The sequence below is a fragment of the Tepidicaulis sp. genome (assembly GCF_965222285.1).
In the GTDB taxonomy this organism is placed as follows: Bacteria; Pseudomonadota; Alphaproteobacteria; order Parvibaculales; family Parvibaculaceae; genus Tepidicaulis.
The window spans coordinates 324,655-338,345 of sequence record NZ_OZ244942.1; the positions used below are offsets into that span (position 1 = coordinate 324,655).

A 13,691-nucleotide genomic window follows, 5' to 3' on the forward strand; every position below is an offset into this window, starting at 1 on the left:
CTCAACGCGCAGATTATGGCGAATTTAGGTTATCCCGATCCGCGCGGAAAGAGACCATGTGAAAAACGGAAGGAAGCAGTGTTTGTTCCCGGAAATGAGGCGTTTTGGGCGGCTTGCCTAAGAGCACTCAGGCCACGGCCGCGCCGCTGCCGGAATTGTCTTCCGCCTCGCCGCGGGCCGGGCTTGGCAGTGTGATGAGGAAACGGGTGCCGATACCGCGCGCGCTTTCCACTTCAATCGTTCCGCCAAGGCCGCCGGTGACGATATTATAAACGATATGAAGACCAAGGCCCGAGGAGCCGCGGCCCCGCTTCGTCGTGAAGAACGGATCGAAAATGCGCTGGCGGTCCGAAGGCTCGATCCCCGCGCCATTGTCCATATAGGCAAGGCAGATACCGTTCTGGGTTTGCTCGGCGCCGATCTTGATCTCGCCGCCTGTGCGCCCCTCGAAGCCGTGCGTGAGTGAATTGGTGACGAGATTGGTGAGGATCTGCGACAAGGCGCCCGGGTCCGTCACGAGGCCTGTTTCTTCCTCGCAATCGACGCGGGCCGTGGCGCGCGCCAGTTTGATGTGCGGGGAAAGAGAGAGCAGCACTTCTTCGAGATAAGGTTTGAGGCGGATATAGCGGCGGCGGTTTTCGCTTTGATCGGCCGCCACGCTTTTGAACGAGCGCATAAGATCGCCGGCGCGGGTGATGTTGCGCAAAGCAAGGTCCGCGGATTCCCGGCTGGCGCTCAGCGCTTTGAGCATGCCGCTATGGGTGAGCGTGCCCTCAGCCACCTGGGTCTCAAGGTCCTTCAGCACCTCTTCCAGGTTGGAGGCGGAGGTGCGGGCAATGCCGAGCGGCGTGTTGACCTCATGAGAAAGCCCGGCAACAAGGCCGCCCAGCGAGGCGAGCCGTTCTTTTTCCACGAGTTCGCGCTGTGCCTGGCGCAGATCGTTCAGCGCGCTTTTCAGCCGGTTGGAACGCTCCCCAAGCGCGCCGAGCAGCGAGGAAAGCCCGCGTGCCAGCGTGCCGAATTCATCGCGCCTTCCTTGCAAGGGAATGGTGGCATTCTCTTCGTGCTTTTCGATCCGTTCCATGGCGGCGCCGATTTGCGTCAGGGGACGCACAATGACGCGGGAGAGATAGGCCCAGGCCGCAATGGCAAAAATAAGCGCAAAGATAGCACCGCTGAGAACCAGCATCTCCGTGGAAGAAAGCGCGCCCAAAGCCTTATCGAGCGCGTGCAGCACCGTTTGCCGTTCGATCTCCCTGAGCCGGCCAACCGCCCGTTCCGTCGCAGCGATGAATTGCGTGCCCCGGCCCAGCGCCTCGAAGGCTTTGGCGGTGTCGGCGGTCCAGGGATTGCGCATCAGCGCGATCTGCACTTCGGCGGTATCCTTGCGCCAGGTTTTGACGACCGCATCCAGTTTGGCGAGTTCCTCGGCCATGGAGCCGGGCAAGGCGCGCGCGGCTAATCTCTCCCGCGTTTCGTTGAAACGGGAGACGGCGGTCCAGAAGCGCAGAACGTTTTCCCGCTCACCTGTGAGCAGCAGGCTGCGGATGGCGGAGATTTGGCCGAGCGAGGCCTGCGCCATCTCGTCAATGTCTTGGGAGATTTCCACGATCTGGGCGACATCGGCCATGCTCTCGCGCAGATGCGCGAAGGTGTAGAGCGTGGCGGCAAGGCTGGCGCAGATCACGCCTGCCAGCACCGTGAAAGCCAGCAGCAATCTGCGCGGTACGGTCCATCGCCAGTTGGCCAAGAAAGAACCCATTTCCGTCCCTTGTTGTTGCCATTAGCTTAGCCGGGCAGCCTTTGCGCAAGGTAAACGGACGGGCTTGACCTGCAGTCCGGGGTTCAGGGGCGGAGATTTCGTTTCATTCGGTTAAAAAGTTAGGCAGCGCTCGTTTTTCAACCCAGAAACCAATCGAGAATCCGGCTGTTTGCCTCGCGCGGATAGGTATGGGAGAGATCCTCGATCTCATCGAGAAGGACGCTCGCCCCGGCGCGGGCAAGGGCGGTTTCCGCCTCCTGCGCCATGGGCACGGGGAACATCCAGTCGAGACTGCCATGGGTGAGGCGGATGGGCAGGCCGGCAAGCCGCTCGGGGCTTGCCGCCTCCGCCAGAAGCGGATGAAAGGCGGCGGAGACGGGCGCCAGATGCGTAAAGGGCGAGCCTTCCAGAAGCCCGCTCACATAGCAGAAGGTGCCGCCGTCGCTCATGCCAGTCAGCAGCATCTTTTCCTCATCAATGGGCCAGCGGGCTTTCACGAAATCCAGAAAACGCATGATATTGGGCGTGTCGATGTCATCGCCCGTCAGCGCCCAGGTATCGGTGCGGGCGGTGGGGGCAAGCACCATGAGCCCGCGCGCGCGGGCATGAAAGAGCCAGCTCCAGACAAAATCGCGCCCATGGCCGCTGCCGCCATGCAGCGCCACGACGAGCGGGTATTTTTTCTCAGGCGAAAAATCTTCGGGCACATAAAGCGAAAACCCGCCGCGCTGGTGCTTTTCGTTTTCCCCGTGCAAAAGCCCGACATTGTCCCGCAGCGCGGGAGGGCCGGAAAGGGCGGCGGAGCGTTTTTCATCGCCCCGGTGTTCCTCATCGAGGAAGAAGCGGCTGACCGGCGGCAGGATCGCGGCCACCGGATAAAGCGCCTCGAAGGCGCGGCTCATATAGCGCAGGGCCCGGTAGGTGGAAAAAACCGCATCGGGAGCGCCTTTACGCGCGTTTTCCGCGGCGCCATGCAGCCCGTCGAACGCCTTGAGAGTCGTTTCGGCGGCAAGCGCCACTTGCTCGGCAAAGCGGGTGAGGTGTTCCGGCCAGTTTTGCGCCTGGAATGCGGCAAGCCCTTCGCGCACCGGCGCATCCACCGGGCCGACCGCGTCGATCAGTTCTGCCAGTTTCGGCGGATGGAGGCGGCGGGTGATAAAGGAAAGCGCGTCCATGGCATTGAGAAGCGGGGGCACGAGCGCGGTGATCGCCTCCAGCATCTCCTCTTCGCTGCCTGTGTTGTCGCTCATAGTGACCTCCCCGCGCACAGCCCGCGCCTTTTTCTGGCTACTCGCCCTTGAAGGAAGCAAAGAGCGATCTGAGGCAGGATAACCCATCCGTGCGCAGGTCGAAGCGCTCCGGGTCTTCCAGCCATTCGCGCACCATCCCTTGCATCATGGTGGAGGCGGCGTAAGCGGCAAGGCGCGGCGTCCAATTGCCCGCCAGCGGCGTTTGAGTGTGCGCCACTTCAAAGGCGCGGGTAAAGGTCTGCCGCATCGTGCGGTTATAGGCGACGCGGCGCTCAAGCGCATCGCCGAGCGCTTCCATGCGCAAGAGAACGATGGTCTGCACCCGCTGGCGCTGCGGATCGTCGATGATGAGATTGAGGGAATCGAAACAGGCCTTTTCGATGGCCTCGAGGGCCAGGGCCGCATCCTCGCCGTCGCCCTCGGCAATCCGGGCGATCGTGTCTTGCTGGGGAAAGCGGGTGCGCTCGATCAGCGCGTCGATAATGTCCGCCTTGTTGGCGAAGTGCCAATAGACCGCGCCCCGCGTGACGCCCGCTTCCCGGGCAATCTCTTCCAGCGAGGTGGAGGCCGCGCCCTTTTCCAGGAAAACGGTTTCCGCCGCATCCAGGATTTCGGTTCGGGTCTTTTCGGCCTCTGCTTTGGTTTTTCGGACCATCTCGCGCTTTTTAGGACAAAATATTCTATGGACTTGACAGGTGGGAGTTAAAAACATACATACATGTATGTTTGTATAAGTCAACGGGACTCCTGAGGCGTCTCACGGTTACGTTGCGTCACGAACGGATCGTGTTCTCCCCCAAACCCCAACGCGTCAGGAGTCCCACACCTTATGGCTCCCCATCAGAATATGTGCATACGGACGAAATTCGCGGCGCTGCTTCTGGCCCTCCCCTTGCTCGCCGCCTGCGAGGAGAGTGCCGATCAGGCAAAAGGCCCGCCCATGCCGCATGTGGATGTAGAGGCGGTCAAGGCGCTCTCGCGCCCGCTTGTCATGGAATATCCCGGCCGCGTCGCAGGCTATAAATCCGTTGAGGTGCGCGCGCGTGTCGAGGGCATTTTGCTGTCGCGCGAATATCAGGAAGGCAGCGTGGTCAAGGAAGGCGATGTGCTCTTCCTCATCGATCCCGCCCCTTACGAATCGGAGCTGGAAAGCGCCAAGGCCCGGCTCGGCCAGGAAAAAGCCAATCTGAAACGCGCCGAGCGGAGCTGGGAGCGCATCCGCTCGCTCCATAAGCAAGGCACGGTGAGCGCGCAGCGCCGGGACGAGGCGCTGGCGGATCTGGAAACCGCGCGCAGCCTGGTGCAGGACGCGGCCGCGAAACTGGAAACCGCGGAACTCAACTTAAGTTACACGACCGTGCGCGCGCCGATCACCGGCGCAACGGGCCGGGAGGAAGTCTCCGAAGGCAGCCTGATCGGCACCGGGCCTGACCGCTCGCTTTTGACGACGATGACGCAGCTCGACCCGGTCTATGTAAACTTTTCTTATGCGGCGACGGAAGCGGCCTCCTTGCGCCAGCAAATCGTTTCGGGCCGTATCGAAGAACCGGAAAACGAGCGCTACTCGGTGCGCGTGCGTTTCGGCAGCGGCGAATATTATGCCGGGGAAGGCTATGTGGACTTCACCGATAATACGGTCGACACCTCCACGGGCACGATCCGCGCCCGCGCCATTCTCGGCAATCCGGACGGAGTGCTGGTGCCGGGCCAGTTCGTCACGCTGCTTGTCTCGGGTCTGACCATCAAGGACGCCATCGCCATTCCCAAGCGCGCGCTGATGCAGGCCGCCGACGGCGCTTATGTTTATGTCATCGGCGAGGACGATAAAGCCATCCGCCGCTCCGTGACGCTGGGTGAGGAACTGGATGATCTTTGGGTGATCAAGGCGGGCCTTAAAGCGGGCGAGCGCATCGTTACAGAGGGTGTGGTGAAAGTGCATCCGGGCACGCAGGTCGTCATCGACAATGGGCCGGGCGCGGACGCGCCCGAGGATAATTTGGCAAAAGAAGGCGCAGGCGCAGAAAAGAAAGTGGCTGAAGAGGAAAACGGAACGGCCGTGCAATGATCGCCAGATTTTTTATCGACCGTCCCGTTTTTGCTTCTGTCCTGTCCATCATCATCGTGCTGGTCGGGCTTCTGGCGATGCGCGTGCTTCCCATCGAGCAATATCCGAATATCGTGCCGCCGCAGATTGTGGTTTCTGCAAGCTATCCGGGCGCAAGCGCCGGCGTCATTGCCGAAACCGTGGCCGCGCCCCTCGAACAGCAGATTAACGGCGTCGAGGGCATGCTTTATATGTCCTCGACAAGTTCGAGCGCGGGCAATCTTTCCATCACCATCACGTTCGAAGTCGGAACCGATCCCGATCAGGCGACCATCGATGTGAATAACCGCGTGCAGCGCGCGCTCACGACGCTGCCCGAAGAAGTGCGCCGCCAGGCGGTGCGCGTCGATAAACGCTCGAGCTCCATTCTGGAAGTGATCACCATGTCCTCCTCGAATGAGGGGCATGACCCGATCTTTATTTCCAACTATGCGCTGCTGAATGTGGTGGACGATTTGAAGCGCGTGCCGGGGGTGGGGGATGTGCGCCTTTTCGGCGCCAAGGATTACTCGATGCGTATCTGGTTGCGCCCGGACATTCTGGCGCGCTTCGAGTTGACGCCGACAGACGTTGCCGCCGCTATCCGCGAACAGAATGCGCAATTTGCCGCCGGGCGCTTCGGCGCCGAACCCGTATCGAGCGAGATCGAGTTCACCTATTCTGTCATCACGCCCTCGCGCCTCAATACGCCCGAAGCTTTCGGCAATATCATTCTGCGGTCCGATGAGACGGGCGCTGCGCTGCGCCTTAAAGACGTCGCCCGCATCGAGCTTGGCGCGCAGGATTATTCTTTTCAGGCGACCTATAACGGCAAGCCTTCCGTCGCCATCGGCATTTTCATGCAGCCGGGCGCCAATGCGCTCGATGTGGCAGGTGCCGTCAATGCGCGCATGGAGATGCTGTCGGCCAATTTCCCCGAAGGGCTTTCTTTTGCCGTACCCTTCGATACGACGAAATTCGTGGAAGTTTCCATCCAGGAAGTGATCATGACGCTGATCGAGGCCATCGTCCTCGTCATTGCGGTGGTCTTTCTATTCCTGCAGAGCGTGCGCGCGACGATCATTCCGCTTCTGGCCATTCCCGTTTCCATCATCGGCACCTTTGCGGGCATGTATCTCCTCGGCTTTTCCATCAACTTGCTAACGCTATTCGGCATGGTGCTGGCCATCGGCATCGTGGTGGACGATGCGATCGTGGTGCTGGAAAATTTCGAGCGTATTCTGCGCACCGAAAAACTGACCCCGCGTGAGGCGGCGATCAAGGCGATGAAAGAGGTGTCGGGCCCCGTCATCGCCATCGTGCTCGTGCTTTGCGCGGTTTTCGTGCCGGTCGGTTTCATGGGCGGGCTGACGGGGGGCATGTATCAGCAATTCGCGATCACCATTGCCGTCTCCGTCGCGATTTCCGGCTTCGTCGCGCTGACTTTGACGCCAACGCTCTGCGCGTTGCTGGCGGCGGATGAAACGGCGGGCCATCCGCTTTTTCACAAGTTCAACGAGGCCTTCGACCGGCTGACGGAGGCTTATACGCGCGGTGTCGCCTGGCTTCTGAACCGCCAGGTGATTGCGGCCATTGGCTTTTGCGTCGTGGCGGGGCTGACGCTCGCGCTTTTCTGGCGCGTGCCCGGCAGTCTCGTTCCCAATGAAGATCAAGGCTATGTCTTCGTGCTGGGCTCGCTGCCGCCCGCCGCCTCGCTCGACCGCACGATCAAGGTGGCCGATAGCGCGACGGAGCGGCTTCTGGCGCAGCGGGAAATCGATGAAGTCACCACCTTTGCCGGTTTCGATGTGACGGCAGGCGGGCAGAAGACCGACAGTCTCGTTTCCTTCGTGACGTTGAAAGACTGGTCCGAGCGCACGGGCGCCGGTGAGGGGGCGGAAGAACTGGCCCCCCGTCTCGTCGGGCTGATGGGCGACATCAAAGATGCCTCGATTTTCGCGCTCAACCCGCCGCCCATTCGCGGCATGAGCACGACGGGTGGCTTCGAGCTTTATGTGCAGGACCGCTCGGGCGGCGGCCTCGACCGGCTGCAGGAAATGGCGAACCGCTTCGTCGAAAAGGCGAATGAGCGCCCGGAGCTTGCCAAGGTTGCGACGACCTTCTCCGCCGATGTGCCGCAATACCGGCTCGATGTCGACCGTGAGAAAGCAAAAGCGCTCGGCGTGCCGCTGACGCTGATCTTCGAGACGCTGCAAAGCACCGTGGGCTCGCTCTATGTGAATGACTTCACGCTTTACGGGCGCACCTTCAAGGTCAATCTGCAATCTGAAACGGCCTTCCGTCAGCGCGCCGAAGATCTGAAGCAGGTTTTCGTGCGCTCGGGAAGCGGCGAGATGATCCCGGTCAACGAGCTCGTCAAAGCCGAACGCATTGCCGGCGTCTCGCAGCTCGACCGTTTCAACATCTTCCCGGCCGCCAAAGTGCTGGGCTCGCCCGCCCCGGGCTATTCTTCCGGCGAAGCGCTGGCGGCCATCGATGAAGTGGCGGCGGAAGTCATCACGGGCAATTTCTCCATCGCCTGGACGGGCTCGGCTTACCAGGAAAAGATGGTGGGCTCTTCCTCTTTCCTTGCCTTCGCCATGGGCCTTGTCATGGTCTTTCTCATTCTGGCCGCGCTTTATGAACGCTGGTCGCTGCCGCTTGCCGTCGTGCTGGCCGTGCCGTTTGCGATTTTCGGTGCTATTCTTGCGGTCTGGCTGCGCGGGTTGAACAATGACGTCTATTTCCAGATCGGCCTGGTGACGCTGATCGGCCTGTCGGCGAAGAACGCCATTCTGATCGTCGAATTCGCGTACATGAAATCGAAAGAAGGGATGGACCTTGCCGAAGCGGCCATTGAAGGCGCGCGTCTGCGTTTCCGGCCCATCGTCATGACCTCGCTTGCCTTCGTACTGGGCGTGGTGCCGCTTGCCATATCGAGCGGGGCAGGCGCCGCGAGCCGTCATTCCATCGGCACGGGCGTCATCGGCGGCATGCTTGCTTCGACCTTTATCGCGACGCTCTTCGTGCCCTGGCTCTTCACGCTGGTCAGCCGCAGGCGGGCGAAAGAAACTATCTGACTTTCCAGATATCGAGGAAGAAGGCGACGCATTGGCGTACGTGCTTGTTCACTTCCCGCTTGCTCGGCGGCTTGGCGAGACCGAATAGCGGTTTGAACATCAGCTTGCCCTTGGTCATCTGCAAGAGCGTATAGGTCGCCCAGGCCGGATCTTCGATGCGCAATTGCCCCGCCTTGGCCTGTTTGGCCAGATAACTCTCGATCCAGACTTCCACGGAATTTTCCGCCTTGGCGAGATAGGCCTTGGCAAGTTCCGGGTCGCGCGCGCCTTCCACGGCGAGCATGCGGTAAATGCCGATCGTTTCCTCGCGCGAGAGCACATCCGCCATCACCTCGATAATGGCGGTCACGACCTTCTCCGGGCTTTCGCCTTTGATTTCAAGCTGGCTGAAATAGGTCGTCATTTCTTCCGTGCGCGCCTGAAGCAAGGCTTCGAGCACATCGCGCTTGCCTTCGAAATGACTATAGACCGTGGGCTTTGCTACCTTGGCGAGGCGGGCGATTTCCTCCACGCTCGTGCCGGAATAGCCCTGCGTTGCAAAGAGATGCGCGGCGGCGTCCAGGATTTGCGTTCTTTTCTTTTTAATCGGACCGGCGGGACTCATGGCAACTCTCGTTTTTCAGGTGCCCGATAGTGGCAACTATCTTCCCGAAAGAAAAGGCCGGAAAGGCGCGCAAAAATGCAATCATCACCGCCTCTGGACGTGAAGGCGGGGACACCTAACTTGTGTGAGGGTGTGACGCAGCGCCTGCCTTGCGCGAGCGGCGGAATAGGCGGCGGCAAGAAAGGAACGGAAGGCATGAACACGGCGGAAAAGACGGCGCGCAGAGAGTTGAGCCTCGCGCAGAGCCTGGCGGGCTGTGCGGTTTTCCTCGCCTCCGTTGTGCTGGTCTCCCTTCTGGGCGGCATGATGACGGCTTCGAGTGTCTCGAGCTGGTATCAGACGCTCGTCAAACCTTCTTTCAATCCGCCGGATTGGGTTTTCGCGCCGGTCTGGTCGGCGCTTTATCTGATGATGGCGCTTGCCGCCTGGCGCGTCTGGCGGATGGAGGCGGCAGGGCGCGGGGCGGCGCTTGCCCTTTTCTACGGGCAGCTTGCCGCTAATCTCGGCTGGAGCGCGCTTTTCTTCGGTCTGCGCTCTCCCAGCTGGGCGCTTGCCGAGATCGCCCTTTTGCTGGTGCTCATTGTGCTGACCATGCGCGCCTTCTGGCGGATCGACACGGTCGCCGGCGCGCTCTTCCTGCCGTATCTGCTTTGGACGGCCTATGCTACACTGCTCAATGCCTCGATTGTGTTTTTGAATTGAAGCGGCAAGTCTCTATCTCTCGGACAGAGCCTGAAGAAGGCGGGACTTGCAGCGGCCATACCGGATAAAGCAATAATGGCCGCAAGGCCTCACAAGTGATTCGCTTTTGTCAAAAGCGGCACGGGATGAGGCCGGAGTGAGGAAACAATGGATCTACGGCAAGATGAAACGCGCTCCGGAGAGCGGGAGCCTCTGCGCCAGGCAGGGGCGGTGCCCTATGCGGTGCGCGAAGGCCATGTGCTCTTCTTGCTGATTACCAGCTCGAGCGGGCGCTGGATTTTCCCGAAAGGTCATATCGAAGAGGGCGAGCGCAGTGCGCAGGCCGCTTCGCGCGAAGCGTTCGAAGAGGCGGGTGTCGTCGGCGAGGTGCTGGATAAAGCGCTGATCTGCTTCGATGTCTCGCTGGAGCGCAAGGGGGGGCGCCGCGACGGCGAGCTTTGCCTTTACCCGATGCGCGTTGCTTATCAGGAAGATAAATGGCCGGACCGGGGCGGGCGGCATCGCCACTGGGTCACGCTGAACGAGCTTGCCGAGCTTGTCGATGACGAGCGCTATGTCGAAGCGGCGCGCGCCATCGTGGCGGCGGAAGAGGTGACCGCAGGTCAGTCTTAAAACAAACTGGGCGCAGGGGCGATTGCCCCGATTGCGCGCGTCTTATTCGAAGACCAGGCGGAAGCAGAGATAGATGCCGCCTGCCAGAAGGCCGGCTGCCGGCACCGTAATTACCCAGGCAGCGGCAATCCCGTACATATGACGCCGGCGTACAAGGCGGCGCTTTTCTCTTTTGCGCGCGCGTTTGAGCGCCTGCTCGGGCGTCTTGTTGAGCTTGCCGGGCCAGTTTGCCGGTTTCGGCTCCTTATTGCCGATGACCGTCGAGCGCTTGATATTGCGGTTGATCAGAAACTCGCGCAAAAACCCGACGCCGAAAATCCCGCCGATTGCAATATGCGTGGAGCTCACCGGCAGGCCGAGCGCAGAGGCGATGAGCACGGTAATGCCCGCGGCAAGCGCCACGCAGTACGCGCGCACCATGTCCATGCGGGTAATTTTCTTGCCCACGGTCTGGATGAGGCGCGGCCCGAAAAGAGCAAGGCCCGCGGCAATGCCGGTCGAGCCGATGAGCAGCACCCAGAAGGGAATGCCGACTTCCGTTGCAACGCCGCCCAAAGCGCCCGGCGTTGCGACGGAAACGATGGCGGCAAGCGGCCCGACGGCGTTAGCGACGTCATTTGCCCCATGGGCAAAGGAGAGAAGACCGGCGCTCAAGATCAACGGCAGATCGAAAAGGCTTGTGACCTGCTTGCGCTTGTTCTCGATCTGGCGCGCGCGCATACGGATCCAGGGAATGGAAATCGCCCAAGCGGCAAAGAAACTGGCGACGGAGACGGCAGCAACGGTCGCCCCCGAGGGATGCCATATCCGCTTAAAACCTTTTTGCGACATATAAGCGGCGAAAACACCCACCATGATGGCGATGAAGAAGGGCACCCAGCGCCGCGCCGCCTCCACGCGGTCCTCGCGGAAAAGCACCGTCCATTTGATAAGCCCCAGCATGCTGGCCGCAATGACCCCGCCCAGTACCGGCGAGACGACCCAGCTTGCGGCAATGGCGCTCATCGTGCCCCAATTGACGATCTGAAAACCTGCCGCCGTGACACCTGCGCCGAGCACGCCGCCCACAATGGAGTGCGTGGTGGAGACAGGGGCGTTGAAGAAAGTGGCAAGGTGGATCCACATGGCCGCCGAAAGCAGCGCAGCCATCATCATCAAAACGAAGTCGAGCGTGTTGTCCGCCTGAGGCGGCGCGATAATGCCCTTGGAAATGGTGGAAACGACGTCGCCGCCCGCGAGCACCGCGCCGGCCGCTTCGCATATAGCGGCAATGATAAGCGCCGCCGTCATGGTCAGCGCCCGCCCGCCGACCGCCGGTCCCATATTGTTGGCGACGTCGTTCGCGCCGATATTCAGCGCCATATAGCCACCGATAACGCCGGCCGCGATGACGAAGAAACGCAGCGGAATGTCGTCCTGCACCACGGCATTGGCAAAGAGCACGACGGCGACGAGAAAGAGAAGGGCAAGGCCGGGGGCCGCGAATTTGCGCGCGCGCGCATCCAATGCCTCGTCCAGCGGCGTGAGCATGCGGTCGAGGTCTTTGTTCAGGCGGTCATCGGTCACAAGATGGTCCCTTGTCAGAATTTCGGCCGGCCTTTTCTCGCCTAAGGCCTTCTCCCCCAAAGTCCGGGCTCCCGGAGCCCGGCCCCTCGTTTCGGCGCCCTTTATAACGTGACTGCCGGTCCCATCCCAGCCCCTTCAAGATGAGGCCAGCCCCTTCAAGATGAGGAAGGTATAGGCCGCCTGCCGCAAGGGAAGCGGCGCTTTTACTCGCGGATACGCAGGATGACGGACTGACTGGCGCTTGCCATCAGCGTACCGTCTTCGGCGAAGATATGCATGCGCCCATGGGCAAAACCGCCATGCACGCCGTGAATGCGGATATCGCAGAGCACCCAGTCCGTCGGCACCACTTCGCGGATGCGGATCGTGTTGTCGAGACTGTTGCCGCCTGCATCTTTGCCGATTGCATTGCCGATGGCGGAAGGCACGAAATCGGCGATCACCGCGAGCGCGCTTGAATTGATCGGCAGGCCTTCGCGCATCTTCGCCCAGAGCACCACATGCCCGTCTTCGGAAAAGCCGCCTTCCTTGCGCGCCGCACCGTAGCGGCCTTTGACGACGCGCACGTCGATGCGCCCGTGAAGGTCGGCGCGGTCTTCCTGCCAATGATCGACCGGCGGGCAGTCTTCGGGCCGGGCAACCTCGGGCTTCGTGGCCCATTGCGCGGAAATCTCACTCGGGCGTGCGCCGAGCGCTGCGTTGACCGTGAAGATTTCCCGGTCGCCCACATGGCCGACGACGCGGGCCTGGGTGTTGTATTTACCGTGCACGGGCACCAGCACATCGAGATCGACAATCTCGCCCGGCCTTGCATAGGAAAGATATTGCGCCGTCGCCCAGATGGTGGGCCGCCCGGTCGTGCGCTCCATCGCCGTGATGGAGGAGGCAAGGCCCACACCGCCGAAGAGAAAAAGATTCCCGGGCGGGCCGACGCTCAGCTTTTCTTCCACGGGCAGGAAATGCCGGTGCGGGTTATGGGTCGATTGCAGCTCGAAAAGGTGCTCGGCGTTACTCATGGCGGCCTATCTGTGCAGCTTGTCAGTTGGGTCGATGGGATTGGGCGTCTAGCTATACATCTTTGCCGCCGCCCGCAAGTTGCAGCCCGTACAAAGCGGCAGAGCCATTGCCCCGCCCGGCAAAGCGCCTATGCTGAAATCCGGGTTTATGGGGAGAAAACGAGATATGTCGATAAAACGGAAATTTTTGGGATGCTTGGCCGCCGGGCTGCTTGCTGCTCTAGCGGGCCAGGAGGCGGGTCAGGCAAAGGCGGCGGAGATCGATCTTGCGAAGGCAAAGCTCGTCGATCTCACCCACACGTATGATGAAAGCACGATCTATTGGCCGAACGCGCCCACCCGCTTTCAACACAAAGTTCTTAGTTTCGGCCATACGGAAGGAGGCTGGTTTTATTCCGCTTACAGTTTCTGCTCGCCCGAACATGGCGGCACACATCTCGATGCGCCCATTCATTTCGATGAGAAGGGGGAAAGCGTCGATGAAGTGGCGCCGGAAAAACTCATCGGCCCTGCGGTGGTGATCGATATTTCTGAAAAGGCGGCGGGCAATCCCGACTACCGTTTGACGGTGGAAGATGTGACGGGTTTCGAGGCGGCGCATGGTGCAATCGAAGAGAACGCCATCGTACTGCTGCGCACCGGTTGGAGCCAGCGCTGGCCGGATGTGAAAGCCTATCTCGGCGATGACAGGCCGGGGCGCACGGATGCGCTGCATTTTCCAAGTTTCGGGGAAGCGGCCGCCCGGCTCCTGCTTGAAGAGCGCGGCGCGAAGATGATCGGGGTGGATACCGCCTCCATCGATTACGGCCAGTCGAGGAATTTCATCGTCCACCAGATTGCCGGGGCGCATAATATTTCCGGCCTGGAAAATCTCACCAATCTGGACCGTCTGCCGCCGAAAGGCGCGGTGGTGATGGCGTTGCCGATGAAGATCGGCAAAGGTTCCGGCGGGCCCGTGCGGGTGATTGCGATGATCCCGGAAGAAGCGGCGCAATAAGGCCGCGAGAGGACAGAGA

General features: G+C 61.1%; 11 protein-coding genes. 5 read left to right on the plus strand and 6 right to left on the minus strand.

Annotated features, from left to right (window positions below):
- Positions 1–127 precede the first annotated feature (127 nt).
- From ACOQOT_RS01420 to ACOQOT_RS01430, 3 genes are all read right to left on the minus strand, one after another.
- Positions 128–1,762, minus strand: coding sequence for an ATP-binding protein (locus ACOQOT_RS01420; RefSeq protein WP_420560611.1), 1,635 nt, complete (start codon positions 1,760–1,762; stop codon positions 128–130).
- Between the two features lie 137 nt (positions 1,763–1,899).
- Entirely contained in the window at positions 1,900–3,012 is a 1,113-nt protein-coding gene (locus tag ACOQOT_RS01425) for a phospholipase (protein WP_420560612.1), read from the minus strand.
- Positions 3,013–3,049: 37 nt separating this feature from the next.
- Entirely contained in the window at positions 3,050–3,667 is a 618-nt protein-coding gene (locus ACOQOT_RS01430; RefSeq protein ID WP_420560613.1) for a TetR family transcriptional regulator, read from the minus strand.
- Between the two features lie 174 nt (positions 3,668–3,841).
- Between ACOQOT_RS01430 and ACOQOT_RS01435 the strand changes: the two genes are divergently transcribed.
- Positions 3,842–5,077 carry an efflux RND transporter periplasmic adaptor subunit gene (locus tag ACOQOT_RS01435; protein WP_420560614.1) on the plus strand — a complete coding sequence of 412 codons (1,236 nt, stop codon included), beginning with the start codon at positions 3,842–3,844 and terminating at the stop codon, positions 5,075–5,077.
- Complete coding sequence (locus tag ACOQOT_RS01440; RefSeq protein WP_420560615.1) at positions 5,074–8,175, plus strand: efflux RND transporter permease subunit; 3,102 nt, start codon at positions 5,074–5,076, stop codon at positions 8,173–8,175. The genes ACOQOT_RS01435 and ACOQOT_RS01440 overlap by 4 nt, the downstream gene beginning before the upstream one ends.
- Here ACOQOT_RS01440 and ACOQOT_RS01445 read toward each other — a convergent pair.
- Positions 8,168–8,779 carry a TetR/AcrR family transcriptional regulator gene (locus ACOQOT_RS01445; protein ID WP_045449373.1) on the minus strand — a complete coding sequence of 204 codons (612 nt, stop codon included), beginning with the start codon at positions 8,777–8,779 and terminating at the stop codon, positions 8,168–8,170. The genes ACOQOT_RS01440 and ACOQOT_RS01445 overlap by 8 nt on opposite strands.
- A 195-nt stretch (positions 8,780–8,974) precedes the next feature.
- On the opposite strand from ACOQOT_RS01445, the gene ACOQOT_RS01450 reads away from it, so the two are divergent.
- Both ACOQOT_RS01450 and ACOQOT_RS01455 read left to right on the plus strand, forming a co-directional pair.
- Positions 8,975–9,481 (plus strand): TspO/MBR family protein, encoded by a 507-nt coding sequence (locus tag ACOQOT_RS01450; RefSeq protein ID WP_420560616.1) that lies wholly within the window; start codon positions 8,975–8,977, stop codon positions 9,479–9,481.
- Positions 9,482–9,628: 147 nt separating this feature from the next.
- A complete protein-coding gene (locus ACOQOT_RS01455; RefSeq protein WP_420560617.1) occupies positions 9,629–10,093 on the plus strand; it encodes an NUDIX hydrolase in 465 nt (154 codons plus the stop codon).
- A 42-nt stretch (positions 10,094–10,135) separates the two neighbouring features.
- On the opposite strand, the gene ACOQOT_RS01460 is transcribed toward ACOQOT_RS01455, so the two are convergent.
- Complete coding sequence (locus ACOQOT_RS01460; protein ID WP_420560618.1) at positions 10,136–11,659, minus strand: inorganic phosphate transporter; 1,524 nt, start codon at positions 11,657–11,659, stop codon at positions 10,136–10,138.
- A gap of 203 nt (positions 11,660–11,862) precedes the next feature.
- On the minus strand, positions 11,863–12,675 hold the full coding sequence (locus ACOQOT_RS01465) for an acyl-CoA thioesterase (RefSeq protein ID WP_420560619.1): 813 nt from the start codon (positions 12,673–12,675) through the stop codon (positions 11,863–11,865).
- Between the two features lie 166 nt (positions 12,676–12,841).
- Here ACOQOT_RS01465 and ACOQOT_RS01470 point away from each other — a divergent pair, with 166 nt between their 5' ends.
- Positions 12,842–13,672, plus strand: a complete 831-nt coding sequence (locus ACOQOT_RS01470; protein WP_420560620.1) for a cyclase family protein — start codon at positions 12,842–12,844, stop codon at positions 13,670–13,672.
- The last annotated feature ends 19 nt before the right edge of the window (positions 13,673–13,691 follow it).

Coding starts and splice junctions, on each gene's coding strand:
- ACOQOT_RS01420 (WP_420560611.1), bottom strand. CDS start 1,762: ATGGGTTCTTTCTTGGCCAACTGGCGATGGACCGTACCGCGCAGATTG.
- ACOQOT_RS01450 (WP_420560616.1), top strand. CDS start 8,975: ATGAACACGGCGGAAAAGACGGCGCGCAGAGAGTTGAGCCTCGCGCAG.
- ACOQOT_RS01425 (WP_420560612.1), bottom strand. CDS start 3,012: ATGAGCGACAACACAGGCAGCGAAGAGGAGATGCTGGAGGCGATCACC.
- ACOQOT_RS01440 (WP_420560615.1), top strand. CDS start 5,074: ATGATCGCCAGATTTTTTATCGACCGTCCCGTTTTTGCTTCTGTCCTG.
- ACOQOT_RS01430 (WP_420560613.1), bottom strand. CDS start 3,667: ATGGTCCGAAAAACCAAAGCAGAGGCCGAAAAGACCCGAACCGAAATC.
- ACOQOT_RS01465 (WP_420560619.1), bottom strand. CDS start 12,675: ATGAGTAACGCCGAGCACCTTTTCGAGCTGCAATCGACCCATAACCCG.
- ACOQOT_RS01470 (WP_420560620.1), top strand. CDS start 12,842: ATGTCGATAAAACGGAAATTTTTGGGATGCTTGGCCGCCGGGCTGCTT.
- ACOQOT_RS01435 (WP_420560614.1), top strand. CDS start 3,842: ATGGCTCCCCATCAGAATATGTGCATACGGACGAAATTCGCGGCGCTG.
- ACOQOT_RS01445 (WP_045449373.1), bottom strand. CDS start 8,779: ATGAGTCCCGCCGGTCCGATTAAAAAGAAAAGAACGCAAATCCTGGAC.
- ACOQOT_RS01455 (WP_420560617.1), top strand. CDS start 9,629: ATGGATCTACGGCAAGATGAAACGCGCTCCGGAGAGCGGGAGCCTCTG.